The organism is Pseudalkalibacillus sp. Hm43, assembly GCF_051842935.1.
Classification (GTDB): domain Bacteria; phylum Bacillota; class Bacilli; order Bacillales; family Fictibacillaceae; genus Pseudalkalibacillus.
Map to the genome: position 1 here is coordinate 944,178 of NZ_JBPXRR010000001.1, position 25,431 is coordinate 969,608.

The window sequence follows — 25,431 nt, forward strand, 5'->3', positions numbered from 1 at the left end:
TGTCTGACATTCTTTCTTTTCAACATCATCTGGATGGTACCAGACCGAGAATGTTGATAGAGTGTCCGACACTTTCTTTTGCATGTTAAATGAATCATGTTGAATAAAAGGATGGATATGAATTTTATGAAGAACTTGAAATCACTATTGGACCACTTGATGGTCTATCAATTGTTCAATGAAGATGACCCTTCCATCACCAGTATCGAGATGGATTCGAGAAAAGTGGAAAAAGGGAATTTGTACATCTGTATCAAGGGTGAAAAGTTTGACGGACATGACTATGTTGACGATGTCGTGCAGAAAGGCGCGTCAGCGATCTTAGCTGAACGAATGATTGAAACGACCGTCCCAGTCATTCTGGTGAAGGATAGTCGGCATGCGATGGCTGTCCTGTCGGATTTTTTCTACGATCAACCGACACATGATCTCCAATTGATTGGCGTTACCGGTACGAACGGTAAGACGACAGTCACGCATATCATGGACCATCTGTTTCAGGACCAGAACAAACGGACAGGTGTCATCGGTACGATTGAAATGCGGATCAACAATCAAAAATACCCGGTCGCCAATACGACGCCCGAAGCACCGTTCCTTCAGAAAGCTTTTTCTAAGATGATTGATGAAAAAGTCGATAGTGCATTCATGGAAGTTTCTTCTCATGCACTGGAAATGGGGCGTGTCCGTGGGTGTGATTACGATATTGCTGTATTCACAAACCTTTCTCAGGATCACCTGGACTATCATGAAACGATGGAGAAATATTTACAGGCGAAAGGTCTTCTGTTTTCTCAGCTAGGTAATACATATGATAGAAAGAAGCAAAAACTCGCAATCTTGAACGCTGATGATGATGCTTCTAAACAGCTGAAAAGAATGACCTCGGCTCAAATCATGACCTATGGCATCGAAAATGAATGTGATGTCATGGCGAAAGACATCCGTATTTCTGGGAAGGGTACCCAATTCAAAATCAGAACCTTAACAAGTGAATACGATGTCACCATGAAGCTCGTCGGCAAGTTCAGTGTATATAATGTCCTTGCAGCGATGACAGCTGGAATTGCAGCAGGACTTGATGAGCAAAAAATGATCACTTCTGTCGAACAATTGGAGGGTGTACCTGGACGTTTTGAAGTAATTGACGAAGGACAACCATTTCCGGTGATCGTCGATTACGCCCATACACCAGATAGCCTGGAGAATGTCCTGACAACGATCCAAGAGTTTGCTGAAGGCGATGTCCATGTGATCGTCGGTTGTGGTGGAAACCGTGATCGCACCAAGAGACCGTTAATGGCACAAATAGCTGTCAATTATTCAGACCATGCGATTTTCACGTCCGATAACCCAAGAACAGAAGCGCCAGAGCAGATTTTAGAGGATATGGAAGCTGGCATTGAAAAAGGCTCCTACACCTCAATCATAGATCGGAAAGCAGCGATTGAAACAGCTGTGAATATCGCTAAAAAAGGTGATGTCATCCTGATTGCTGGAAAAGGTCATGAAACGTATCAAATCATCGGTGATCAGACAATTGATTTTGATGACCGCGAAGTGGCACGACAAGCAATCAAGAAACGGTCTGACGTATAATGTTGAAAGTTATTCAAATATGTAGCAACTTATCATCTACTGGGAGGGGTTAGTTCAAATGGAAACCACATTAATCGTTACCCTTCTGGCTTCATTTATTGTAGCTGTCGTCCTTTCGCCGATATTCATTCCATTTTTGAAACGTCTAAAATTCGGCCAAAGCATACGTGAAGAAGGGCCCAAATCACATCAAAAGAAATCTGGAACACCCACAATGGGTGGAATCGTCATCATTGTTTCATTATTGATTTCGACTCTGTTTATCGCATTGTATTTCGGATTGTTTACAACAGAAACGATGATTTTGTTATTCGTGACATTTGGTTACGGAGTGATCGGATTCATTGATGATTTCATCAAAGTCGTCATGAAACGGAACCTAGGTCTAACATCCAAGCAGAAGCTGCTTGGGCAACTTGTCATTGCAATCATTTTTTATTTCGGGATGAGGCAAGCAGGCATTTCAACCGCATTATCAATCCCCGGAACGGAATGGTCGATTGAGCTTGGATGGTTTTATTTCGTATTGATCATCGTCATGCTCGTCGGTGCTTCAAATGCTGTCAACTTGACAGACGGTCTGGATGGATTGCTCGCTGGAACTGCTGCGATTGCATTCGGTGCATTTGCGGTCATCGCATCCAGTAAGCTTGACTTGGATGTAGCATTATTCTGTCTCGCAGTCGTAGGTTCCTTGCTAGGCTTCCTCGTATTCAACGCACATCCCGCGAAAGTATTCATGGGAGATACAGGATCGTTAGCGCTCGGTGGCGCAATTGCTGCAGTCGCTATATTAACAAAAACTGAATTACTCCTTGTCTTGATCGGCGGAGTCTTTGTCATGGAGACCTTATCGGTCATGATTCAAGTGGTTTCCTTCAAAACGACAGGAAAACGAGTATTCAAGATGAGTCCACTTCACCATCATTACGAGTTGAGCGGGTGGAGTGAATGGCGCATCGTTGTCACTTTCTGGGCAGTAGGACTATTGCTCGCAAGTCTCGGAATCTATATTGAGGTGTTGATCTAAATTGAACCGGAAACATGAATTGGAAAAGAAAAACGTGTTAGTGGTTGGCCTTGCCAAAAGCGGATCAGCAGCTGCAAAAGTTTTGCATAGTCACGGAGCGCGGGTAATCGTCAACGATCAAAAGCCGCTGGAAGAGAACCCAGAGGCGAAAGAGCTTCAAGGACTAGGAATCGAGGTGCACTGCGGAGGTCACCCTCTCAGCCTGTTGGACGAGCAGATCGACTTCATCGTAAAGAACCCAGGGATTCCATATAAAAACCCGTTGATCCATTCTGCACTTGAAAGGAAGATACCGATCTATACCGAAGTAGAGTTGACTTCCTATCTGACCTATGCAGAATTGATTGGTATAACAGGTTCCAATGGGAAAACGACTACAACGACACTTGTGGGAGAAATGCTTGAAGATGGGAAAAAGACACCTCACGTTGCCGGGAACATTGGAACTGTTCTCTGTGAAGTTGCCGATCAGACAACGGACGAGGATATCATCATTGCTGAGTTATCAAGCTTTCAATTAATGGGAATCGATTCTTTCAAACCGAACATCGGGGTGCTTTTGAATCTGTTCGATGCACATCTCGATTATCATGGCACGCGTGAGGAATATGGAAAGGCGAAAGCTCGACTATTCATGAATCAGACATCTGAGGACTTTTGTGTGTACAATGCTGAAGATGAAGAAGTGGTTCAACTCGTCAAAGAAGTGAAGAGCACAAAGATTCCATTCAGTACGAAAAGAACCATGCAAGATGGTGCTTATCTCCTCGAAGGGAATGTTATGTTCAAGCAGGAAGCCATCATACCCGTAGAGGATGTCGTTCTCCCTGGAGAGCACAATCTCGAGAACATTTTGGCATCCATAGCAGCAGCAAAACTGGCAGGGGCTTCTAATGCTCAAATAACCAAAGTGCTACGCACCTTCAGTGGAGTCAAACATCGGTTGCAATTCGTCGCTTCCCACGATGGTATACGCTTTTACAATGATTCAAAAGCGACCAACATTCTGGCGACTCAAAAAGCCATCGCTGCATTCAATGAACCGATGGTACTTCTTGCAGGTGGTTTGGATCGAGGAAACGAATTTGATGAGTTAAAACCGTATTTAGATAACGTCAAAGCATTGATTACATTTGGTGAAACAGCTCCGAAATTGATCAGAGTAGCGGAAGAAGCAGGAATAAAGGCGATTGAACATGTTGATAATGTTGAAAAAGCCGTTCCTGTTGCAAACCATTACGCTGAATCTGGGGATGTCGTGTTGTTATCCCCTGCATGTGCCAGTTGGGATCAATATCCTTCTTTCGAACAAAGAGGGGACATGTTTATCCAAGCGGTGCATAAACTTAGGTAATAGGGACGTGTAAACCTTTAGATTCGAGGTGTCTTGATTGCCTAAGGCTAAGAAAACACCAGATTTCGTATTAGTGATTGTGACGATGACATTGCTTGCCATCGGTATCATCACCGTTTATAGTGCAAGCGCTCAATGGGCGGAAATAAAATTCGATGATTCATTTTTCTTTGCCAAGCGTCAATTGCTGTTCGCCGGCCTCGGAATCTTTGCGATGTTTTTGATCATGCAGGTCGATTATTGGAACTGGTCGAATTGGTCCAAAATTCTATTATTAGCCTGTTTCGTTCTTCTCATCGCTGTGCTGATTCCTGGCATCGGAATGGTCCGAGGTGGAGCAAGGAGCTGGATTGGTGTCGGTGCATTCTCGATCCAACCTTCTGAATTCACCAAATTGGCGATGATTGCCTTTCTGGCTCGTTATCTAGCATCGAATCAGAAGAAGATCACTTCCTTCAAAAAAGGATTGATGCCATCGCTTGGTGTCGTCATGCTCGCGTTCGGAATGATTATGCTCCAGCCGGATTTAGGGACAGGAGCGGTCCTCGTCGGAACGTGTGTGGTCATGATCTATGTGGCAGGTGCACGAGTCAGTCATTTCGTCGGACTCGGCTTCATCGGTCTAATCGGATTCGTCGGCTTGATCATATCCGCACCATATCGGATCAAACGGATCACATCGTTCCTCGATCCATGGAGTGATCCGCTCGGTAGTGGATTTCAGATCATCCAATCTTTATATGCGATCGGACCTGGTGGATTATTAGGTCTTGGTCTTGGACAAAGTCGCCAGAAATACGGTTATTTGCCTGAGCCGCAAACGGACTTCATTTTTGCCATTCTCTCTGAAGAGCTCGGTTTTATCGGGGGATCACTCGTATTGCTTTTGTTCGGATTGCTCCTCTGGAGAGGAATACGGATTGCACTCGGGGCACCGGATTTGTTCGGCAGCCTTTTATCAATCGGTATTATCGGGATGATTGCCATACAAGTCATGATCAACATTGGAGTTGTTACCGGGCTCATGCCTGTTACAGGTATCACACTTCCATTTTTGAGTTACGGAGGATCTTCTCTTACACTCATGCTCATGGCCCTTGGCGTCCTATTGAATATAAGCCGATACGCAAGGTATTGAGTGTGGACATTATGTGTGGATTGGATTAGACTTAAAGTGGTAGAATACGTTCTCCAAACAGCTTGGCTTCTGCCAAGTTTCTTTTTTTGCTTACGAATAATATGGTCGGTTGCACGTTGAGATCAATTTTACGAAAAATGCCATGTTTAGCTATGGACATGTAAAGTGCATATCATATTATAGAGATGTATAAGGTGGTGTCTGTGAAATGAATGAATTGATAAAAAAATTAGAAGATGCGAATGTCGGGAAAGTCTCTCAGGACGAACCGCTCGCTAAACATACAACGATGAAGATCGGGGGACCAGCCGACATATTGGTGGAACCGAATTCGATCGAGGACTTGAAAAAAACGGTCGAGATCGTAAAAGATAGTGGTCTGCGTTGGACGGCCATCGGTCGTGGCTCGAATCTGCTTGTCATGGATGAGGGCATTGAAGGTGTCGTCATCAAATTAAGTAAAGGGATGGACCATCTCGAAGAAAATGGTGAAGAAATTACAGTTGGTGGAGGATATTCACTCGTCAAGCTGTCTACCATCATGAGTCGTAAAGGGATGGCTGGGCTTGAATTTGCAAGTGGAATACCAGGTTCAGTAGGTGGAGCCGTTTACATGAATGCTGGAGCCCACGGTTCAGATATGTCACAAATTTTGAAGAAAGCACTTATTCTTTTCGAAGACGGTACGATGGAATGGCTTACTTGCAAAGAAATGGAATTCTCCTATCGTACTTCCATCCTTCAAAAAAGGCCTGGCATCTGTCTTGAGGCCGTACTTCAACTGAAGCAAGGAGACCGGGAATCCATCACGGAAGTCATGCAGAAGAACAAAGATTACCGTAAAGAAACCCAGCCTTGGAATCATCCATGCTGTGGAAGTGTATTCCGTAATCCGTTACCGAATTATGCAGGACAATTAATCGAGAGTTCTGGTTTGAAGGGACATTCAATCGGTGGTGCACAAATCTCGGATATGCACGCAAACTTCATTGTGAATACCGGAGATGCCAAAGCAAAAGATGTACTCGACCTGATTCAATTGGTCAAACAGACGATAAAAGAGAAACATGATATCGATATGGAAACAGAAGTAGAGATGATTGGAAGAGAAAACTCATAAAAAATGGAGAATGATGCATAAAGTTGGATTAAAGTTCCATTTCAATATGCTATAATACATCTAAATGGATGTATTTGATCATAGTGGACATGTACGTTTGAAGGTGTCTGACGAGATGGTGCAGGTCAGACCCTTTTTCACTCTTTCAAAGTCCTCGATTATTGGGGGAGACCTTATGGAAAATAAAAAGGTTACGACACTCGAAGACCGTATTCCTAAACTGAAGCAACAACGGAAACAAAAAGCGAATCGTAGAATGATCTTCTATGTTTCCTTTTTCTTTTTGCTCATTCTTATCATAGTTTATTTCCAATCGCCGCTCAGTCATGTGCGGACGATTGCGATCAAAGGGAACGAGGTCATAACCGAAGAAAAAATCATGTCCAACATCGACCTTACGACGGAAACGAACTATTGGTCAGTCAATGCGGCTGCCATCGAATCAGATGTCCGAAAACTGGTCCAAGTGGAATCAGTGAAGGTTGAAAAAGTATTTCCAAACAAAGTGATCATAAATGTTACTGAATTCGGAAAGGTCGCTTTTCTTGAAAAAGAAGGCGTCTATTATCCGCTACTACAAAACGGGGAATCACTTCCAAGAGTCTCCGAAAATACAGTTCCAACAAATGCGCCGATTCTGATCGGTTGGAATGACAAAGAACGGATTCCGAGCATGGCAGAAGAGTTGAATAAATTGGATGAAAGCATCCGTATCCGAATCTCTGAAATTCATCATACGCCAGTTGAGAAGGATGAACAGCAAATCACACTCTATATGAACGATGGATACGAAGTAAAATCCCGTATTTCCAATTTTGCTACATACATGCAATACTACCCTTCCATTGTGGAGAAATTGGATGGTCAGAAAGAAGGAATCATTTATATGTCTGAGTCACCAAGGTTCGAACCTTATGAACAAGGAGAAGGGAAGGAAGAAACGGAGAATGAAAGTCAGGGGTAAACATGCAATATACTCGTTGGTTCTTCTGGTTACGGGCTTCATCATTTCCTACTCCTTTCAATACACAAGCGAGGCGGACAAGCGTCCGACCAATGACCAGTGGAAGAGGGAAGACCAGTTGAGGACTTCGATACTGTCATTACAACGGGAAAACAGACAGTTGCAGACTGAACTGGAAGATGCCCAAACAGTCGTCAATGACATGGAAGAAAAGATTGCTACTCAAGAGAAAAGATCCTTCAACATGGTAGAAGAGGTCAAAAAACTGAGAAAAGTTGTCGGGGAAGTCGGTGTAGAAGGTCCTGGACTCAAAGTAGAACTAGAAGACAGTTCTTACATTCCAGAAACCGAAAACCCGAATGATTATATCGTACATGAAGAGCACATCAGAAAAGTCATACATGAGTTATATGTTACAGGTGCTGAGACCATTGCCATCAATGGTCAGCGGATCTCCAAGACGAGTTTCATCAATTGCGTTGGACCTGTCGTGAATGTCGATGGGGTAAAACATCCTGCTCCATTTGTCATCACTGCCATCGGAGATACGGATATTTTGTGGAGTTCATTGAATCTATCAGGTAATGTGACAGATCAATTAGTAGATGATGGAGTAGAGGTTACAATGAAAAAAGAATCTAGCATCGAGATTCCACCATTCATCGATCGGGAAGGATGACAGCAACGATGCGGAGAAGTGTAATTTTTGCGATAACAACGTTGATCTTAGGGTTCATGGTTGCTGTTCAATTTCATACGACCCAAGAGCCGATTGTAAGAGATACACGAGACATATGGGAATTAAGACAAGATCTCGAGCAACAAAAGAAGGTTCAACAAGAACTCTATAATGAGATCTATAAGAATGAACAACTGATTGATGAGTATTCCGGAGAAAGTACTTCGAATCAATTAAGGGCGTTGGAGAAAACTTTATCAGAGCTGAAAAAAGATGCAGGCTTGACAGAAGTTAGCGGTCACGGAATCATTCTGACCATCGAACCATTATTAAACGACGAAAATTTAGCCGGATCAGATGTGAAAACCATCCATCCAGAATTACTGCGTCGTCTGATCAATGAACTGAATACATATGGTGCAGGAGAAATGTCCATTGATGGAAAACGAATCATCAATACGACCCCGATTCGTGAAGTGAACGGCAAGACCTTTGTAAATGACGAACCGTTATCCTCATTTCCGATCAGGATCAAAGTCCTTTCAAAAGATTCAAACAAACTTCATACCGAAATGCTCACTTCTCAATCAGGTGACGATTTCGCTAGAGATAACCTTCTGTTGTCTTCTGAATTGGTGGATAACGTCACAATTCCTGCATATGACAAGCAAATTCGTGTCAAGTATATGGAAGAGAAGGGGGAATCCTAAATGTGGCTACCTGTATTAGGTTTATTGATCGGCCTCCTTCTTGGGTTCATGTCAGAAATAAGAATTCCGGATGAGTATACGAGTTACTTGTCGATCGCCGTTTTAGCGGCTCTTGATACATTATTTGGTGGGATTCGCGCCCAGCTGCAAAAAACGTTCGATGATCAAGTTTTCATAACGGGATTTTTCTTCAATATCCTGCTTGCCGCAGGTTTGGCTTTTCTAGGTGTCCATCTTGGTGTAGACTTGTATTTGGCTGCAATTTTTGCATTCGGTGTAAGGCTTTTTAACAACATTGCGGTCATTCGTCGTTTGATTTTATCAAAAAACACAAAATTAGATGCCACAGAGCGAAAAAACTTATAAAAAATAAAGGGAATACTTGCTTAGTGTTGAATACATTCCTTAAATACGCTTTTAAACCAGTATTTTCGGCTTATTCATTAGGATAGGAATGGAACCTATCAGATCTCGTAATGGATCGAGCAAGTAGATATTTTGAGGGAGGTGCCACAGAATGAACAGCAGCGAAGTTATGATTAGTTTAGACATCGGTACATCCAATATTAAAGTAATCATTGGAGAAATGTCTGATGAGTCCTTTAATGTCATTGGAGTAGGGAATGAAATATCAGAAGGAATCAAAAAAGGTTCCATCGTTGATATTGATGAAACTGTTCGTTCAATAAGAAAAGCGGTTGAACAAGCTGAAAGAATGGTAGGAATAAAAGTCAATTCCGTGATTGTCGGAATTACCGGAAACCATGTCCAACTCCAACCTTGTCATGGAGTTGTTGCCGTATCCAGTGAGGATCGTGAAATACGAGATGAAGATATTACAAGAGTCATAGATGCTGCTCAAGTAATGTCCATACCTCCTGAAAGGGAAATCATCGACGTCATCCCAAGAGAATTTGTGGTCGATGGGTTAGCCGAAATCAATGACCCTCGGGGCATGATTGGCGTCAGACTAGAAATGGAAGGCATACTCATTACAGGATCAAAAACGATTTTACATAACGTACTAAGGTGTGTAGAACGAGCTGGCTTAGAAGTTGCAGATATATGTCTACAACCTTTAGCAGCAGGAACAGTCGCACTGAATAAAGACGAACGCAACCTTGGTGTCGCATTAGTCGACATGGGTGCAGGTTCAACCACTCTTACCGTTTTTGATCAAGGTTCAATCCAATTCACAAAGGTTCTTCCAATCGGGGGAGACTTTGTTACTAAAGATATTTCAATTGGACTTAGAACGACCACAGAAGACGCAGAACGTGTTAAGGTAAAACATGGGCATTCTTATATTGACCATGCCTCAGATGAAGAAACATTCGAGGTTGCTCGAATTGGTTCCTCTGACGAGCAGCAATTCTCGCAATATGAATTAGCGCATATCATCGAACCGAGAATGGAAGAAATTTTCGGTTTGATTGTAGAAGAATTGAATCGTAATGGTTATCAGGAACTTCCAGGCGGTTTTGTCCTGACTGGAGGGGTCGTTGCAATGCCGGGTGTCCTAGAACTGGCACGTGAAGTGTTGGATCAGAATGTCCGAATATCCATGCCGGATTACATCGGAGTCCGTGAAGCGCAGTACACGACTGGAGTAGGATTGATCCAGTTCACTTTCAAAAATGTGAAAGTTCAAGGAAAGGAAGTTGCTGCCGCGATATCAGAAGAACATATGGAAGAACAGCCCGTCAAAAAGCGACGTAACACAGAACCACAACGTTCAGAGAAAGAAAAGCCGGGTGTGAAGAATAGAATGAAAGAATGGTTCGGAACCTTCTTCGAATAACCACACAAAATCAGAAAACCAGATGATTAGGAGGATCGCAAATGCTAGAGTTTGATATGAATATGGATGGCCTCGCAAAGATTAAAGTAATCGGTGTCGGCGGTGGAGGTAGTAATGCCGTCAATCGTATGATCGAAAATAATGTACAAGGTGTAGAATTCATTGCCGTCAATACGGACGCACAAGCATTGAACCTTTCCAAAGCGGAGACGAAAATGCAGATCGGTTCGAAACTTACAAGAGGATTAGGTGCAGGTGCTAATCCGGATATCGGTAAAAAAGCTGCTGAAGAAAGTAAAGAGCAGATTGAAGAAGCTCTTGAAGGAGCAGACATGGTGTTCGTCACTGCGGGAATGGGTGGCGGAACTGGTACAGGTGCAGCTCCAGTCATTGCAGAGATCGCAAAAGAGATCGGTGCGTTGACAGTAGGAGTCGTCACACGTCCATTTACGTTCGAAGGCCGAAAGCGTTCGACTCATGCAGTCGGCGGAATCGAAACATTAAAGGAAAAAGTAGATACGTTGATTGTCATTCCAAACGACCGACTATTGGAAATCGTGGATAAAAACACGCCAATGCTCGAAGCGTTCCGCGAAGCGGATAACGTACTTCGTCAAGGTGTACAAGGTATCTCCGACTTGATCGCTGTACCAGGTTTAATCAACTTGGACTTTGCAGACGTCAAGACGATCATGACTTCTAAAGGATCAGCACTGATGGGTATCGGGGTTGCAGCTGGTGAGAACCGTGCGTCCGATGCAGCGAAAAAAGCGATCTCAAGTCCATTGCTTGAAACATCCATCGATGGTGCGAAAGGCGTATTGATGAACATCACTGGTGGATCGAACTTGAGTCTTTATGAAGTAAACGAAGCTGCTGATATCGTATCTTCTGCTTCTGACGAAGATGTAAACATGATTTTCGGTTCTGTCATCAACGAAGATTTGAAAGACGAAATCCTTGTGACGGTCATTGCGACAGGTTTTGATGAAGTTCAAAATCAAGCGAAGCAACAACAACCGCAACGTCCAAAGCAAACGATGAACAACCAAAATCAACAACCTTCACCTCAAAAGAGCCGTGAAGAGCAACCACAACGTCAGGAAAGTCAGCGTTCTACGAATTCGTCACCACAGACGGATATCAACGACACGCTCGACATCCCAGCGTTCTTACGTAACCGTAACCGTCGCCGTTAATAACGATTATGAAGGCCTGTCCCACTTATGGGACGGTCCTTTTTCATGTTAAGGGAGGTAGTTCGTGTACGTAGTATGATGTGACTAATTGGCAAGACGTTCCGCTTTTATCGAGAGATGAATTCCTTTTTTCGGGAAACAAACGAACATTTTCGAGAAACAGCAGTCTCGTCTCCCAAATCCATCGATTTGTTCCCTCTAAAAAGCGGAAGAATTCCAGTCCGTTGTCTCGCAAATCATTTTATGAGCTGAAACATGTACAAAACCCCGAAAAACCACCGACAAAACCTCTATAAATCTTCCAAAATTAATGGGTTGTACACTTCATAAACCGACAGACAATTTTAAGCGGTTTAAGCTATACTGATTTCACAGTTCAAGCTGTGAAAGGAGCGACCAATGACGATATATTTGGATGTCATTTGGTTTCTGAATTTCTGTATCGATTTCATGTTGTTATGGCTTACTTCCATCATCTTAAAAAGAAACACGAAAATGGGAAGATTGATTCTGGGATCATTCTTAGGATCTCTTTACGTACTGTTTTTGTTCTTAGACTCCAGTCTCGTTTACCATCCGATTGTGAAATTCATTTATTCTGTCTTTATCATTATGTGTACATTCGGTTTCAAGCGTTTCCGTTATTTTGTACAAGGCCTATTTATGTTTTATTTTGCGACATTCATAACTGGAGGGGGGATATTAGGAGCACATTATTTTCTTCAATCGGAAGCACAGGTCATGAACGGCGTTCTAATGACCCAGTCAACCGGTATGGGAGATCCAATCAGTTGGTTATTCGTTCTACTCATGGTTCCTGTCATGATTTACTTCACGAAACGTAGAGTCGGGGATATTGAAGTCCGGAAACTGCGGTATGACCAAATTATGAATTTTGAGTTGAAAATAGACTCGACAATCCTGAAAGGACAGGGTCTATTGGACAGTGGGAATCAACTCCATGACCCGATAACGAAAACACCTGTCATGATACTAGATCTGACTGTGTTCGAAAATGAGTTGCCAGACCCAGTCGTACAACAAGCAAAAAGCATAGACCAGCTTGGAGACATGGACGATGAAGAGAATCCATGGATTGACCGGATGCGCATCATTCCATACCGCGCAGTAGGTAGTAGCAATCAATTTCTAATGGGGATCAAAGCCGATCAAATGACGATATGGGCAGATGGGGTGAAATATGAGACCAGAAACTTCATCGTAGGTCTCACCTTCACAAATGTTTCTGGAGAGGGGGAATACCAGGCAATCCTCCATCCGAAAATGCTGTCTCACGCTACGGTCGTCTCATCAGCCTCTTAAGACTCAACCAAATTTTCGAGGGAGGATAAGGAATGGGGAAGCTGAAACTTCGCATTACACTGTTTTGGTATAAGTTGTTGATCAAATTAGGGGTGAAGCAAGAGGAAATCTACTACATAGGTGGTAACGAGGCCCTGCCTTCGCCCCTTTCGAAAGATGAAGAAGCCTTACTCCTGAAAAAGTTACCGAAAGGAGATAAAGCAGCAAGAGCAGTCCTCATCGAACGAAACCTCAGGCTTGTCGTCTATATCGCAAGGAAATTCGAGAACACCGGCATCAACATCGAAGACTTGATCAGCATCGGTACAATCGGTCTGATTAAAGCGGTCAATACATTCAACCCGGAAAAGAAAATCAAACTTGCCACATATGCCTCCAGGTGTATTGAAAATGAAATCCTCATGTATTTAAGAAGGAACAACAAAACGCGTTCTGAAGTTTCCTTCGATGAACCATTGAACGTGGACTGGGACGGGAACGAACTCCTTTTATCCGATGTATTAGGCACAGATGAAGATATCATTACACGGGATATTGAAGCGAGTGTCGACCGGAAACTGTTGATTAAGGCCTTATATTCCTTGTCTCCTAGAGAAAAACAAATCATGGAGCTCCGCTTTGGTCTTGCGGGTGGTGAAGAAAAGACCCAAAAAGATGTGGCTGATCTTTTGGGCATTTCCCAATCTTATATATCGAGGCTTGAAAAGCGCATTATCAAGCGTCTTCAAAAAGAATTCAATAAGATGATGTAGCAGGACATTCGACACATTTTGAATGCTTGTGCATAAATTTCCCTCCTGAGGAGATACTTATTTTTACAGTTACTCCCAATTGGAGGGGAAGATATGACACGAAATAAAGTTGAAATTTGCGGTGTGGATACATCTAAGCTTCCAGTTTTGAAAAACACAGAAATGAGAATTTTGTTCAAAGAAATGCAGAGTGGTGATTTATCAGCAAGAGAAAAATTAGTCAATGGTAACTTGAGATTGGTTTTGAGTGTCATCCAACGGTTCAATAATCGTGGAGAATATGTCGATGATTTGTTCCAGGTCGGATGCATCGGTCTCATGAAGTCCATTGATAATTTTGATTTAGGACAAAATGTTAAATTTTCAACTTATGCCGTCCCGATGATCATTGGAGAAATCAGAAGATACTTAAGGGATAACAATCCGATTCGTGTATCTCGTTCATTGAGGGACATTGCGTACAAAGCCCTTCAAGTGCGTGACAAGATCGTCAGTAAGGAATCGCGTGAACCGAACCCGACTGAAATCGCCCGGGAATTAGGCGTCACGAAAGAAGAAGTCGTTTTTGCACTGGATGCCATCCAAGATCCGGTTTCATTGTTTGAACCGATCTATAATGATGGTGGCGAACCGATCTACGTGATGGATCAGATCAGTGATGACAAGCAGAAGGACTATCAATGGATTGAAGAGATAGCTCTACGCGAAGCCATGACTCGTCTTAACTCACGTGAAAAGATGATTTTGACGATGCGTTTCTTCCAAGGAAAAACGCAAATGGAAGTGGCTGATGAAATCGGCATTTCTCAAGCCCAAGTTTCTCGACTCGAGAAAGCAGCCATCAATCAGATGAACAAGAGTATACAGAGCAGTTGAATCAAGAATAATTGAGCACTGACCCGAAGTGTCCTAACGACACTGAAACCCGGGTCAGTGCTTTTTTTGTTCATATAAAATCAGAGCCTCATATATTTAATAGAGAAGCCTTGTTTAACGTTAGCCAATTATGAAAGGCAGGGAGTAAAACGTGATAAAGATCTCTGAATTCCAAGTAAAGGATGTTGTCAACGTTTCTAACGGCCGTAAGCTCGGACATATTGCAGACCTTGAAATCAATCTTGGTACTGGTAAAATTGAAGCCATCGTCATTCCCGGAGCCGGACGGATGATGGGCTTCATGAGGAAGGAAAATGATATCATCATCCCATGGAGAGATATTGTAAAGATCGGAAAAGATGTCATCCTGGTCCGTTTTGAAGATCACTCGGAAAATCAACTTTCACCACAAGGATTCCATAATTCTACGAAAAGTTAAAAGCCGAGAAGCAGTTCTCCAACAATTCAACAAGTTGTGATAAAATAAGGAAAGCGCAACAAAAAGTCGACATTACTGTTGAGATTTGAGGGTTGAATATGGTTGAATCATTCCGACAAAAGCATGAGCGATACTTCCAAATCGAGGGTATTGATTCCCCGAACAAGCAGGTATTCGCCGGATTTTCCACCCGGCATGGCGGATGCAGCCACTCTCCATTTCAATCCTTGAATCTTGGTCTTCATGTCAACGATGAAACTGACAAAGTGATTGAAAACCGTAAGCGTCTTGCAGAATCGATTGGGACAACACTCGATCAGTGGATTTTTGCAGATCAAGTCCATGATAAAGAGGTACAAGAAGTGTCCAAAATGGATCGTGGCAAGGGTTCAATTTCCTATAATACGGGAATAATGGGTACTGATGGTTTGTACACGAAGGATCCGAATACAGTACTTGCTCTTGGTTATGCGGACTGTGTGCCAATCTATTTTATATCGAAAAGTCATTCCATCATCGGGGTGGTCCACGCAGGGTGGAAAGGCACGGTTTCTGGAATTGCCCAAGAAATGATTTCCAAATGGGAAAAGAATGAGCATGTGCCTGCTTCTGATATCGAAGCTTGGATCGGTCCTTCCATACAGCAATGCTGTTATGAAGTGGATGAGCGCGTCATTTCTCATGTGGAAGCCATCTTACCAGAAGGGTCCTCGAAACCTTATACGCAGAAAAGTGAAGGAAAGTACATGTTGAACCTGCAGATGTTGAATAAGCAATTGCTGCTCCAATCGGGGATACGAGAAGAACATATTCATGTCACCGACCACTGCACGAGCTGTGGGGTTGAAGATTTCTTTTCACATCGTAAAGAAAATGGAAGCACCGGCAGAATGCTAGCTTTCATCATGATGAAAGAGTAGGAGGTGAAACCGGTAATTTTGAATATCCAAGATAACTTGAATCACATACGTCATAGAATTGAAACGGCTTGTCAGAAGACAAGTCGGGATCCTGAAGATGTATCTGTGGTTGCTGTCACTAAATACGTGAGCGTCGAGACCACACAAAATGCGGTTGATGCTGGAGTTGTTCATCTTGGGGAAAATCGGGATGAAGGGTTCTTACATAAGCATGGACAAGTTACCGGCGACATCCGATGGCATTTCATAGGGACACTCCAGTCCCGTAAAGTGAAATCCATCATCGATAAGGTGGATTACATACATTCGCTCGACCGCAAGTCATTAGCAAAAGAAATCAATAAACGGGCTGATCGTAAAGTGAAGTGCTTCGTTCAAGTCAACGTTTCCGGTGAAGAGTCGAAACATGGAATAGAGCCTGAGCAGTTGATTGATTTCATTAAACAACTCGAGCCTTATGACTCGATTGAAGTTGTAGGCTTAATGACGATGGCACCGCATATTGAGGACGAGGAGCGATTGCGGAACATATTTAAAAAGACTCGCAAACTGCAGACAGATGTACAAGCTCTGAATCTTCCGTTTGCTCCTTGCACAGAGCTGTCCATGGGCATGTCAAATGATTATGAGATTGCCGTAGAGGAAGGTGCGACATTCGTACGAATCGGCACTTCTTTAGTCGGTAAAGAAATATAAATGGTATTGAACATATACTATAAGGAGGCTCACCATGGGAATCAAATCGAAGTTGAAACATTTTTTTGCATTTGATGACGACATGTACGAAGAAGAAGTATATGAAGTCGATGAAGAAAACGGCGAAGAATATGAAACGATGAGCCGTTCTCGACGGGATCAGAAGAGCCAGAGTCAGAACATCGTCAGTCTGCAAAGTGTCCAACAACAAGTCAAAGTGGTTTTGCTAGAGCCGCGTACATATTCTGAGGCACAAGAAATTGCAGATCAATTAAAAAACCGCCGTGCGGTTGTCATGAATCTCCAGAGAATCCCACTCGATCAAGCGAAGCGAATTGTCGATTTTCTAAGCGGCACCGTGTATGCCATCGGTGGAGATATACAGAAGCTTGGACCGAATACGTTCATGTGCACTCCAGATAATGTGGATGTGTCAGGTGCCATCTCAGAAATGGCTGGAGAAGAATAGTAGAACAAAAGGGTGGTATAGAGCATGCTATTAGAAATAATCTTGTTTGGAGTCAGCGCTTACAGATGGCTGATCATCATTTACATTTTCATGTCCTGGGTACCGAATGCCAGAGAATCTTCCTTTGGACAATTTTTAGGATCCATTTGTGAGCCGTTCTTATCCTGGTTCCGTAAGATCATTCCGCCGCTTGGGATGATTGATCTTTCCCCAATCGTCGCATTGTTTGCACTTTACTTTGTTGAAATCGGAATCGTTTCGTTATTCAACATGTTTTAGGTTGGATTGAGGATGTCTATTTACGAACATTTCAGACCAGAAGAACAACCATTCATTGATCAAGTCTTGGAATGGCGGAGGATTGTAACAGACCAATATCGGATGAAAGTGACAGATTTTCTGGATCCAAGAGAACAACAGATTCTAGTTGCTCTGATGGGTAAGAATGATGAGATACAATTCGATTTATGGAAGGGGTACCAGGGCATCGAGAGAACTCGAACCTTGTTGTACCCCGTTTATTATGAACCTGAAGCGGATGATTACGAAGTCCAATGTCTTGAAGTGGAGTATCCTTCCAAGTTCGTGACGTTGAAGCATTCGGACATCCTCGGTGCCTTGATGAGCCTGGGAATAAAGCGGAAGAAATTCGGGGATATCCTTATCGCGGACGAAAGATGCCAGATCGTCGTTGCTGGAGAAATTGCTGATTATGTCCGTTTGAATCTGACATCAATAGGGAAGAGCAAGGTGAAGGTTAGTGAGATTCCAAGCAATCAACTGATCCAGACGGATGACGAATGGGCTGACTCACAGAGCACCGTTTCCTCACTCCGTCTTGATGTCATTCTTGCGGAGATATTCCGTCTCTCACGTGCGAAAGTCGTACCTTTCATCACGAATAAAAAGGTCAAGTTGAACTGGAAAGTTGTCGAACAACCATCGAGCTTACTTGAAGCGGGTGACCAGATTTCAGTCCGAGGTTTAGGCCGGGCAAAGCTCATTTCCATAGATGGACAGAGCAAAAAGGGAAAGTGGAAAATCTCTTACGGAACAAAAAAATCGAAATGACAGCAGGAATCAATAGACAATATGTCGAAAAAACAGTTAGTAAGACATCGATACGGGGGTGGCGTCATGCCTTTAACACCATTGGATATTCATAATAAGGAATTCAATCGAGGATTCCGTGGCTATGATGAAGATGAAGTGAATGAGTTTTTGGATCAGGTCATCAAGGATTATGAGACTGTGATCCGCGAAAAGAAAGACTTGCAAGAAAAGCTAGCCAAGATGGAAGAAAAATTGACTTATTTCTCTAACATTGAAGAAACGTTGAACAAGTCCATCGTAGTTGCGCAGGAAACAGGGGAAGAAGTGAAGCGCAACGCGAACAAAGAAGCGCGTCTTATCATCAAGGAAGCAGAGAAGAACGCTGATCGAATCATTAATGAATCACTAGCGAAGTCTCGTAAAGTCATGTTGGATATCGAAGAATTGAAAAAGCAATCATCTGTATATCGTACACGGTTCCGCATGTTGATAGAGGCTCAATTGGAAATGCTGAAGAATGAAGATTGGGATCAGCTCATGCCTCCAGAAGATGAGGATGAAGAGTACCAAATTCAAGAGTCCGAAACTGAAAATGCAAACGTCACTTGACGAAGTGAATTTGAATCCGATATACTTTTAGAACAGTCTAAAACGAAAACTAGGATGGGGACAGTACGTTTCAGAAACTTTCCGAGCGAGTCGGGAATGGTGGAAGCCTGACAAAGGTTCTGATATCGGAAAATCACCCCGGAGTTCCTGCGCTGAAATATAAAGTAAGCGAGGGCGGGTCATTCACGTTACGAATGCTTAAGTGGGTCATGACTTTCGTTAATCTGAGTCATGCACCTATTAGGGTGGTACCGCGAGCAACCTTCTCGTCCCTATTTGGGATGAGAAGGTTTTTTTGTTCTCGATTACTACCACAAAGCAGCCAAAAAGATAAGAAAATAAGAAAGGCAGGAAAGATGGATGAATTATAAAGATACCTTGCTCATGCCGAAGACAGACTTCCCAATGCGAGGCGGTCTTCCAAATAAGGAACCTAAAATCCAGGAGAACTGGGAAAACGAAAAGATCTATGAAAAAGTGCAGGAGAAGAACAAAGACCTTCCAAAGTTCATTCTCCATGATGGACCTCCATATGCAAATGGGGATATCCATCTCGGTCACGCTGAAAACAAAATTCTGAAGGACATCATCGTCCGTTATAAATCGATGAACGGTTTCAATGCACCTTACGTTCCTGGTTGGGATACACACGGATTGCCGATTGAAACAGCGCTAGCGAAAAAGAAAAAAGTGAACCGTAAAGAACATTCCATTGCCGAGTTCCGTAGAATGTGTGCGGAGTATGCGATGGAACAAGTGAAGCTTCAAAAAGAACAATTCAAACGCCTGGGTGTACGCGGTGATTGGGAGAACCCATACATCACGTTGAACAAAGAGTATGAAGCAGAACAGATCAAAGTATTCGGAGAAATGGCGAACAGAGGTCTTATCTATAAAGGGAAGAAACCTGTCTACTGGTCTCCATCATCTGAGTCAGCGTTTGCTGAAGCTGAAATCGAATATCAAGATAAGCGTTCTCCATCCATCTACGTCGCTTTCCCTGTGAAGGATGGCAAAGGCGTGTTGGAACAGGATGTTTCCGTTGTCATTTGGACGACGACGCCTTGGACGCTTCCTGCCAACCTAGGTATTTCCGTACATCCTGATTACACTTATGTGGTTGTCGAAGCGAATGGACGTAAATTTGTCGTCGTAGAAGACCTTCTCGATCACCTTACGACTGAACTGGATTGGGAAAACGCAGAAGTATTGAAAAAAGTGAAAGGTGCAGAACTCGAACATGTCGTTACGACGAACCCACTTTATGACCGTGATTCACTTGTCGTGTTGAGTGATCATGTCACGACTGATTCTGGTACCGGTTGTGTCCATACCGCACCAGGTCATGGTGAGGATGACTTCAAAGTCGGTAAACGTTATAACCTGGGCATCCTTTGTCCTGTAGACGACAAGGGATATATGACTGAGGAAGCACCTGGATATGAAGGCATGTTCTATGATGAAGCGAACAAGCCGATCACTGAGAAGCTGAAAGAACTCGGTGCGTTATTGAAGCTTGAGTTCATCACACACTCTTATCCACATGACTGGAGAACGAAGAAGCCGATCATCTTCCGTGTGACTGACCAATGGTTTGCATCGATTGATAAAATCAAAGATCAGATTTTATCCGAAATCAAAGATGTGAAATGGTACCCTAGCTGGGGTGAGACTCGTCTCCACAACATGGTCAAGGACCGAGATGACTGGTGTATCTCCCGTCAAAGGGCTTGGGGTGTTCCGATTCCTGTATTTTATGGTGAAGACGGTGAACCGATCATCACACCAGAAACGATCGAACATATCTCGAACTTGTTCAGAGAGCATGGCTCAAATGTCTGGTTCGAGTGGGACACGAAAGACTTGCTTCCGGAAGGATTCAAATCTGAACACAGCCCGAACGGAGAATTCACGAAAGAGACCGACATCATGGATGTATGGTTCGACTCCGGTTCTTCTCACCAAAGCGTGTTGAACGAACGCCCTGAACTCGAACGTCCGGCTGATGTCTATCTAGAAGGTACCGACCAATACCGTGGTTGGTTCAACTCATCCCTTTCTACTAGCGTCGCTGTGACAGGGAAAGCACCTTACAAAACGATCATCACGCACGGATTCACGTTAGATGGTGACGGTAAAAAGATGAGTAAGTCCCTTGGGAATGTCATCGACCCAATCAAGGTCATGAAGCAGCTTGGAGCAGATATCATCCGTCTTTGGGTCTCGTCCGTCGACTACCAATCTGACGTACGTGTATCAGACGATATCTTGAAGCAAGTTTCGGAAGTGTATCGTAAAATCCGGAACACCCTTCGATTCATGCTTGGTAACTTGAACGGATTCGACCCTGCACAGCATCGTGTCCAATATGAAGATATGAATGAATTGGATCAATACATGGCTGTGAAGGTGAACGAACTCGTCGACCGTGTCAAACACGCGTACGATGATTATCAATTCCTATCGGTGTACAATGCAATTCACAACTTCTGTACGATCGAATTGAGCTCCTTCTATCTCGATCTTGCGAAGGATACGTTGTACATTGAAGCAGAAGACGATCATAAACGTCGCTCTATGCAAACAGTCCTTTATGACAGTGTTGTTGCGTTGACGCAAATGGTTGCACCTATTCTTGCGCACACTGCAGAAGAGGTTTGGGAATACATCCCTGGCGATAAGGAAGCAAGTGTCCAACTGAGCCACATGCCTGAAGTGAAGGAATACGATAACGCTGATGCATTGTTGAAAAAATGGGATCAAATGTTGGATATCCGTGACGAAGTATTGAAGGCTCTTGAAAACGCCCGTAATGAAAAAGTCATCGGTAAATCTCTTGCAGCATCCATCAAGCTGTACCCATCTAAGGATGCAAAAGAATTATTGGAAAGCGTAATGGAACTTGATAAATTCTTCATCGTTTCCGATGCTGAAGTAGTCGGTACGAAAGAAGAAGCGCCAAAAGACGCTGAAGCATACGATCAAGTTGCCATCGTTGTTCGAGCTGCAGAAGGTGAAACATGTGAACGTTGCTGGACGGTTACAACAACAGTCGGACAGGACGAACAACATCCAACCCTCTGTCAACGTTGTGCGACAGTCGTAAAGAATAACTATTGATATTTATTTAAAAAAAAGGCTTAGAGGAGAATTTTTCTTCTCTAAGCCTTTTCGTTATATGACTTATTCAATTAACGCTCTCACTTCAGGAGTTCGTGTTTTTTCAGACAGTCAAAAAGCTTTTTTGAGTGGGTGACTTCACCGGTTTCAGCGTTTTCACCTATCAATAAGCTCTCTTTGGGTGGGTGACTTCACTGGTTTTGGCATTTTCACCCTATCAAAAGCTCCTCAGGTTAGGTAACTTCACGGGTTTCAGTATTACATTTTCACAAGGAGCATTCACATTCTATCTTCTTGTATGCTGCGCGTATCTTAAATAAGTGATCTTTGCCAATTTTTATCTGTCAAAATCCCAATGATATCGGATATTTGTATTCATGGATCTAATCATTAACGATTGAGTGGTGTAAAAAGGTCTGCTCTGGTCAAACTAAACGTAGGATTCTTCAAGAAGGGAAGTTGGGACATGAAATACGATCACTTGAAAAGACAGCTAGAGCAGCGAAAAAAAGAAATCGAGCATGAATTTGAACAAAATGACCATTACGGTCTGAATCGAGGCTTCGCAAGCGATACGTCATCCGGTGAACTTTCACAGTATGATAACCATCCCGCTGATTCAGGAACTGAACTATATGAACGTGAAAAAGATATAGCATTAGATGGACACCTGAAAGAAGAGCTATCTGACATTGAATATTCGTTGAACCAGATGGAGAACGGTACTTATGGAATTTGTGAAGTGACAGGGCAGGAAATTCCTATGGAGCGACTCGAAGCGTTACCTACGGCGAGGACCATTAAAGATGCCTCACCTAACCAAGAAATATCAAGGGACCGTCCTGTCGAAGAAGAGATCATACAATCTATGGAAGAAAACTACTCAGAAGAAACGAACAATGAAATCAACGATCCGAATGTATATTACGAAGTGGCTTCCTTCAATGAAAACAGTATGACGTACGAAGACTCATCCTTGATCGATAACCAGGACAAAACAGGTTATGTGGAGGAATATGAGCAATTCGTCTCTACAGATATCGAAGGATATACAGGAGCAGATCATGTGAAATTCGAGCGTAATGTACAATACGATGAATATATGAACGAGCAATCGAACATAGATGAAGGAGAACAGTCATAAGTTGACTGTTCTTTTCTTGCTAACTTGAAAGTTAGGTTTACAATGGAACTTCGACTATGCACCACCACGTCCTGTGGGGAACGTAGAAGTCACAACATCCTGTGCAAGTGCGAAAAGGGAGTGGATTTTCAAGAAATCAACATCGCTTCAACGAACTGCTCCACCTAACTCCACAGCGTTGTGAAAGTACCTTTATTATGCTAAAATCAAACGGATAGAAACAAAGGTGGGGGAAACATGGAGAACGCTCGTTATTATCTATTAGCGATTTTAGTATTGATCATCGACCAGGTTACGAAATGGGTGGTCGTCACTCGTATGGAACTAGGTCAGCAAGTGACCTTGATCGAGGATTTCTTTTATTTGCATTCTCATCGGAACAGAGGGGCAGCATTCGGCATCCTCCAGGGACAGATGTGGCTGTTCATCATTGTGACCATCGTCGTCATCATCGCAGTCATATATTATCTACATACGGAAGCGAAAGGAAATGTATTGTTAAGTACATCTCTCGCACTCATACTTGGTGGTGCGATTGGCAATTTCATCGATCGATTGTTTCGTGGTGAGGTTGTAGATTTCCTTGACTTTTACATCTTCACTTACGATTTTCCGATCTTCAATATTGCGGACTCCGCATTAGTGATCGGTGTCGGACTGATTGCGATTGCATTTTTATTTGAAAGCAGAACTTCTAAGGAGACATAATATGGAACACGTTTTTATTAAAGTAGCAGATTCGATCAACCGTGAAAGAATCGATAAAGTCATTTCCAATGAACAGGAAGATGCATCCAGAACACAAGTCCAACAATGGATCAAAGAACAACGGGTGAAAGTGAACGGTGAATTGGTAAAGGCGAATTACAAATGTTCGGCAGGGGATGAAATCGAGATTGAAATTCCAGAGCCGGAACCATTGGAAGTCGTACCTGAGCAGATGTCATTGGATATCATCTATGAAGACCAGGATCTAGTAGTCGTCAACAAACCTAGAGGTATGGTCGTCCACCCTGCTCCAGGTCATCTAAAAGGGACGTTAGTGAACGGCTTGATGGCACATTGTGGAGATTTGTCCGGAATCAATGGCGTGCTGAGACCAGGCATCGTCCACCGGATTGACAAGGATACTTCAGGTCTATTAGTGGTGGCGAAGAACGATAAGGCTCATCAACATTTAGGTCAACAGATGAAAGATAAGACAACGACTCGAAAGTATGAGGCGATCGTACATGGCGTCATACCTCACAATAAAGGCACAGTGGATGCGCCAATCGGGCGAGATGTCCATGATCGACAAAAAATGGCGGTCACTGATAAAAACAGTAAAGACGCTGTGACCCACTTCAATGTGATTGAACGGTTCAACAAATTTACGTTTGTCGAATGTATCCTTGAGACAGGTCGTACACATCAGATCAGGGTCCACATGCATTACATCGATTTTCCTGTGGCAGGTGATCCGAAGTACGGACCGAAGAAGACACTGGACATCTCCGGTCAGGCCTTGCATGCTAAGACATTAGGATTCGTCCATCCGCGGACGGGTGAAGAGATGGAATTCACTTCTGAGCTTCCTGAAGACATGTCGACTTTGTTAGACGAACTTCGTCGAAATAATGCTTGACTCTTGTCTGAGGCTTTGAGATAATCAGTTCAACATATGAAAAGCACCTTTAAAATCAGTCCCGTGAGGCTGAGAAGGGAATCGGTCAATCCATGAGAGTAATTGCATCTCTATGGATTTTTCAGGAGAAGTATACCCTTTCGCCATCACGGTGAAAGGGTTTTTTTACGTAAAATAGTGGTCAATCAACAATAGGGGGGTGAACGGTGATGGAACAAACCGTACTGCTTGATCAACAAGCAATTCGAAGGGCTTTGACGAGAATTGCCCACGAGATCTTAGAAAGAAATAAGGGCACAGAAAACCTCGTCCTGGTCGGTATCAAAACACGGGGTGTGTACCTTGCAAACCGGCTTAGCGAACGGATCGAGCAAATCGAAGGCGAAAAAGTCAACAAAGGGGAAGTTGACATCACTTTATATCGGGATGACTTATCCAAAAAGACGGAGAATGAAGAACCGATGTTGAGAGGTACCGATATTCCAGTAGACATTACGAATAAAACAGTTGTACTGGTAGACGATGTCCTTTATACGGGAAGAACCGTAAGAGCAGCAATGGACGCGGTCATGGACCTCGGACGACCTTCGCAAATCCAACTGGCCGTTCTCATTGACAGAGGACACCGAGAGTTGCCGATCCGACCAGATTTTGTCGGTAAAAATGTACCGACATCCCGTGAGGAAATCGTAAGCGTCGATCTAACTGAAGTCGATGAAAAAGATCAAGTCATCATACAAAAAAATTAATAAGGCCCTTTTTAAGTCAGTCCCGTGAGGCTGGCAAAGGGGAGTGAGATGGTGCGGTTC

26 protein-coding genes and 1 other annotated feature are annotated in these 25,431 nt (G+C 43.2%); all 26 genes read left to right on the top strand.

The features are described 5' to 3' along the window. The first annotated feature begins 126 nt into the window (after positions 1 to 126). The 26 genes from ACSVDE_RS05055 to pyrR all read left to right on the top strand — a co-directional run bounded on the left by ACSVDE_RS05055 (position 127) and on the right by pyrR (position 25,371). Positions 127 to 1,599 carry a UDP-N-acetylmuramoyl-L-alanyl-D-glutamate--2,6-diaminopimelate ligase gene (locus ACSVDE_RS05055; protein ID WP_439299869.1) on the top strand — a complete coding sequence of 491 codons (1,473 nt, stop codon included), beginning with the start codon at positions 127 to 129 and terminating at the stop codon, positions 1,597 to 1,599. Between the two features lie 58 nt (positions 1,600 to 1,657). Next, positions 1,658 to 2,629: a phospho-N-acetylmuramoyl-pentapeptide-transferase gene (mraY, locus tag ACSVDE_RS05060; protein WP_439299870.1), complete on the top strand. Its 972-nt coding sequence runs from the start codon at positions 1,658 to 1,660 to the stop codon at positions 2,627 to 2,629. 1 nt (position 2,630) lies between these two features. After that, positions 2,631 to 3,983, top strand: coding sequence for a UDP-N-acetylmuramoyl-L-alanine--D-glutamate ligase (murD, locus tag ACSVDE_RS05065; protein ID WP_439299871.1), 1,353 nt, complete (start codon positions 2,631 to 2,633; stop codon positions 3,981 to 3,983). 37 nt (positions 3,984 to 4,020) lie between these two features. After that, complete coding sequence (gene spoVE / locus ACSVDE_RS05070) at positions 4,021 to 5,121, top strand: stage V sporulation protein E (RefSeq protein WP_439299872.1); 1,101 nt, start codon at positions 4,021 to 4,023, stop codon at positions 5,119 to 5,121. Positions 5,122 to 5,329: 208 nt separating this feature from the next. Beyond that, a complete protein-coding gene (murB, locus tag ACSVDE_RS05075; protein ID WP_439299873.1) occupies positions 5,330 to 6,241 on the top strand; it encodes a UDP-N-acetylmuramate dehydrogenase in 912 nt (303 codons plus the stop codon). Between the two features lie 175 nt (positions 6,242 to 6,416). Then, on the top strand, positions 6,417 to 7,205 hold the full coding sequence (locus tag ACSVDE_RS05080) for a cell division protein FtsQ/DivIB (RefSeq protein WP_439299874.1): 789 nt from the start codon (positions 6,417 to 6,419) through the stop codon (positions 7,203 to 7,205). Then, positions 7,189 to 7,884: a DUF881 domain-containing protein gene (locus ACSVDE_RS05085; RefSeq protein WP_439299875.1), complete on the top strand. Its 696-nt coding sequence runs from the start codon at positions 7,189 to 7,191 to the stop codon at positions 7,882 to 7,884. Before ACSVDE_RS05080 ends, ACSVDE_RS05085 begins: the two co-directional genes overlap by 17 nt. Positions 7,885 to 7,892: 8 nt before the next feature. Next, positions 7,893 to 8,594, top strand: coding sequence for a DUF881 domain-containing protein (locus ACSVDE_RS05090; RefSeq protein WP_439299876.1), 702 nt, complete (start codon positions 7,893 to 7,895; stop codon positions 8,592 to 8,594). Then, positions 8,595 to 8,960, top strand: coding sequence for a small basic family protein (locus ACSVDE_RS05095; RefSeq protein WP_439299877.1), 366 nt, complete (start codon positions 8,595 to 8,597; stop codon positions 8,958 to 8,960). A gap of 151 nt (positions 8,961 to 9,111) precedes the next feature. Next, on the top strand, positions 9,112 to 10,395 hold the full coding sequence (ftsA, locus tag ACSVDE_RS05100; RefSeq protein ID WP_439299878.1) for a cell division protein FtsA: 1,284 nt from the start codon (positions 9,112 to 9,114) through the stop codon (positions 10,393 to 10,395). 41 nt (positions 10,396 to 10,436) lie between these two features. Continuing rightward, a complete protein-coding gene (gene ftsZ / locus ACSVDE_RS05105; protein ID WP_439299879.1) occupies positions 10,437 to 11,594 on the top strand; it encodes a cell division protein FtsZ in 1,158 nt (385 codons plus the stop codon). A 399-nt stretch (positions 11,595 to 11,993) separates the two neighbouring features. After that, a complete protein-coding gene (spoIIGA, locus tag ACSVDE_RS05110) occupies positions 11,994 to 12,917 on the top strand; it encodes a sigma-E processing peptidase SpoIIGA (RefSeq protein WP_439299880.1) in 924 nt (307 codons plus the stop codon). A 32-nt stretch (positions 12,918 to 12,949) separates the two neighbouring features. After that, positions 12,950 to 13,669: an RNA polymerase sporulation sigma factor SigE gene (gene sigE / locus ACSVDE_RS05115; RefSeq protein WP_226551247.1), complete on the top strand. Its 720-nt coding sequence runs from the start codon at positions 12,950 to 12,952 to the stop codon at positions 13,667 to 13,669. Between the two features lie 93 nt (positions 13,670 to 13,762). After that, a complete protein-coding gene (sigG, locus tag ACSVDE_RS05120) occupies positions 13,763 to 14,545 on the top strand; it encodes an RNA polymerase sporulation sigma factor SigG (RefSeq protein ID WP_439299881.1) in 783 nt (260 codons plus the stop codon). 151 nt (positions 14,546 to 14,696) lie between these two features. Next, entirely contained in the window at positions 14,697 to 14,984 is a 288-nt protein-coding gene (locus ACSVDE_RS05125; RefSeq protein ID WP_226551245.1) for a YlmC/YmxH family sporulation protein, read from the top strand. Between the two features lie 98 nt (positions 14,985 to 15,082). Further along, positions 15,083 to 15,904 (top strand): peptidoglycan editing factor PgeF, encoded by an 822-nt coding sequence (pgeF, locus tag ACSVDE_RS05130; protein WP_439299882.1) that lies wholly within the window; start codon positions 15,083 to 15,085, stop codon positions 15,902 to 15,904. A gap of 18 nt (positions 15,905 to 15,922) precedes the next feature. After that, positions 15,923 to 16,600, top strand: a complete 678-nt coding sequence (locus ACSVDE_RS05135) for a YggS family pyridoxal phosphate-dependent enzyme (RefSeq protein ID WP_439299883.1) — start codon at positions 15,923 to 15,925, stop codon at positions 16,598 to 16,600. Positions 16,601 to 16,634: 34 nt separating this feature from the next. Next, on the top strand, positions 16,635 to 17,069 hold the full coding sequence (locus tag ACSVDE_RS05140) for a cell division protein SepF (RefSeq protein WP_226551243.1): 435 nt from the start codon (positions 16,635 to 16,637) through the stop codon (positions 17,067 to 17,069). Between the two features lie 24 nt (positions 17,070 to 17,093). After that, positions 17,094 to 17,348, top strand: coding sequence for a YggT family protein (locus tag ACSVDE_RS05145; protein ID WP_439299884.1), 255 nt, complete (start codon positions 17,094 to 17,096; stop codon positions 17,346 to 17,348). A 12-nt stretch (positions 17,349 to 17,360) separates the two neighbouring features. Then, positions 17,361 to 18,140 carry an RNA-binding protein gene (locus tag ACSVDE_RS05150; protein ID WP_439299885.1) on the top strand — a complete coding sequence of 260 codons (780 nt, stop codon included), beginning with the start codon at positions 17,361 to 17,363 and terminating at the stop codon, positions 18,138 to 18,140. Between the two features lie 66 nt (positions 18,141 to 18,206). Further along, positions 18,207 to 18,731, top strand: coding sequence for a DivIVA domain-containing protein (locus ACSVDE_RS05155; protein ID WP_439299886.1), 525 nt, complete (start codon positions 18,207 to 18,209; stop codon positions 18,729 to 18,731). Positions 18,732 to 18,773: 42 nt separating this feature from the next. Continuing rightward, positions 18,774 to 19,008, top strand: a binding site (T-box leader). Between the two features lie 83 nt (positions 19,009 to 19,091). Then, positions 19,092 to 21,851: an isoleucine--tRNA ligase gene (ileS, locus tag ACSVDE_RS05160; protein WP_439299887.1), complete on the top strand. Its 2,760-nt coding sequence runs from the start codon at positions 19,092 to 19,094 to the stop codon at positions 21,849 to 21,851. A 466-nt stretch (positions 21,852 to 22,317) separates the two neighbouring features. Beyond that, positions 22,318 to 22,995 (top strand): TraR/DksA C4-type zinc finger protein, encoded by a 678-nt coding sequence (locus ACSVDE_RS05165; protein WP_439299888.1) that lies wholly within the window; start codon positions 22,318 to 22,320, stop codon positions 22,993 to 22,995. Positions 22,996 to 23,232: 237 nt separating this feature from the next. Continuing rightward, complete coding sequence (gene lspA / locus ACSVDE_RS05170; RefSeq protein WP_439299889.1) at positions 23,233 to 23,703, top strand: signal peptidase II; 471 nt, start codon at positions 23,233 to 23,235, stop codon at positions 23,701 to 23,703. Between the two features lies 1 nt (position 23,704). Beyond that, positions 23,705 to 24,622: an RluA family pseudouridine synthase gene (locus ACSVDE_RS05175; RefSeq protein ID WP_439299890.1), complete on the top strand. Its 918-nt coding sequence runs from the start codon at positions 23,705 to 23,707 to the stop codon at positions 24,620 to 24,622. Between the two features lie 209 nt (positions 24,623 to 24,831). Beyond that, entirely contained in the window at positions 24,832 to 25,371 is a 540-nt protein-coding gene (gene pyrR, locus ACSVDE_RS05180) for a bifunctional pyr operon transcriptional regulator/uracil phosphoribosyltransferase PyrR (protein ID WP_439301931.1), read from the top strand. Positions 25,372 to 25,431: the final 60 nt, after the last annotated feature.

What these genes read in the sequence shown, in the direction of transcription:
- ACSVDE_RS05175 (WP_439299890.1), top strand. Translation starts at nt 23,705, where the DNA reads ATGGAACACGTTTTTATTAAAGTAGCAGATTCGATCAACCGTGAAAGA.
- sigE (WP_226551247.1), top strand. Translation starts at nt 12,950, where the DNA reads ATGGGGAAGCTGAAACTTCGCATTACACTGTTTTGGTATAAGTTGTTG.
- ACSVDE_RS05150 (WP_439299885.1), top strand. Translation starts at nt 17,361, where the DNA reads ATGTCTATTTACGAACATTTCAGACCAGAAGAACAACCATTCATTGAT.
- spoIIGA (WP_439299880.1), top strand. Translation starts at nt 11,994, where the DNA reads ATGACGATATATTTGGATGTCATTTGGTTTCTGAATTTCTGTATCGAT.
- pyrR (WP_439301931.1), top strand. Translation starts at nt 24,832, where the DNA reads ATGGAACAAACCGTACTGCTTGATCAACAAGCAATTCGAAGGGCTTTG.
- ftsA (WP_439299878.1), top strand. Translation starts at nt 9,112, where the DNA reads ATGAACAGCAGCGAAGTTATGATTAGTTTAGACATCGGTACATCCAAT.
- mraY (WP_439299870.1), top strand. Translation starts at nt 1,658, where the DNA reads ATGGAAACCACATTAATCGTTACCCTTCTGGCTTCATTTATTGTAGCT.
- ACSVDE_RS05095 (WP_439299877.1), top strand. Translation starts at nt 8,595, where the DNA reads ATGTGGCTACCTGTATTAGGTTTATTGATCGGCCTCCTTCTTGGGTTC.
- ftsZ (WP_439299879.1), top strand. Translation starts at nt 10,437, where the DNA reads ATGCTAGAGTTTGATATGAATATGGATGGCCTCGCAAAGATTAAAGTA.
- ACSVDE_RS05055 (WP_439299869.1), top strand. Translation starts at nt 127, where the DNA reads ATGAAGAACTTGAAATCACTATTGGACCACTTGATGGTCTATCAATTG.
- ACSVDE_RS05155 (WP_439299886.1), top strand. Translation starts at nt 18,207, where the DNA reads ATGCCTTTAACACCATTGGATATTCATAATAAGGAATTCAATCGAGGA.
- ACSVDE_RS05090 (WP_439299876.1), top strand. Translation starts at nt 7,893, where the DNA reads ATGCGGAGAAGTGTAATTTTTGCGATAACAACGTTGATCTTAGGGTTC.
- pgeF (WP_439299882.1), top strand. Translation starts at nt 15,083, where the DNA reads ATGGTTGAATCATTCCGACAAAAGCATGAGCGATACTTCCAAATCGAG.
- ACSVDE_RS05085 (WP_439299875.1), top strand. Translation starts at nt 7,189, where the DNA reads ATGAAAGTCAGGGGTAAACATGCAATATACTCGTTGGTTCTTCTGGTT.
- ACSVDE_RS05140 (WP_226551243.1), top strand. Translation starts at nt 16,635, where the DNA reads ATGGGAATCAAATCGAAGTTGAAACATTTTTTTGCATTTGATGACGAC.
- lspA (WP_439299889.1), top strand. Translation starts at nt 23,233, where the DNA reads ATGGAGAACGCTCGTTATTATCTATTAGCGATTTTAGTATTGATCATC.
- murB (WP_439299873.1), top strand. Translation starts at nt 5,330, where the DNA reads ATGAATGAATTGATAAAAAAATTAGAAGATGCGAATGTCGGGAAAGTC.
- ACSVDE_RS05080 (WP_439299874.1), top strand. Translation starts at nt 6,417, where the DNA reads ATGGAAAATAAAAAGGTTACGACACTCGAAGACCGTATTCCTAAACTG.
- sigG (WP_439299881.1), top strand. Translation starts at nt 13,763, where the DNA reads ATGACACGAAATAAAGTTGAAATTTGCGGTGTGGATACATCTAAGCTT.
- ACSVDE_RS05165 (WP_439299888.1), top strand. Translation starts at nt 22,318, where the DNA reads ATGAAATACGATCACTTGAAAAGACAGCTAGAGCAGCGAAAAAAAGAA.
- ACSVDE_RS05145 (WP_439299884.1), top strand. Translation starts at nt 17,094, where the DNA reads ATGCTATTAGAAATAATCTTGTTTGGAGTCAGCGCTTACAGATGGCTG.
- ileS (WP_439299887.1), top strand. Translation starts at nt 19,092, where the DNA reads ATGAATTATAAAGATACCTTGCTCATGCCGAAGACAGACTTCCCAATG.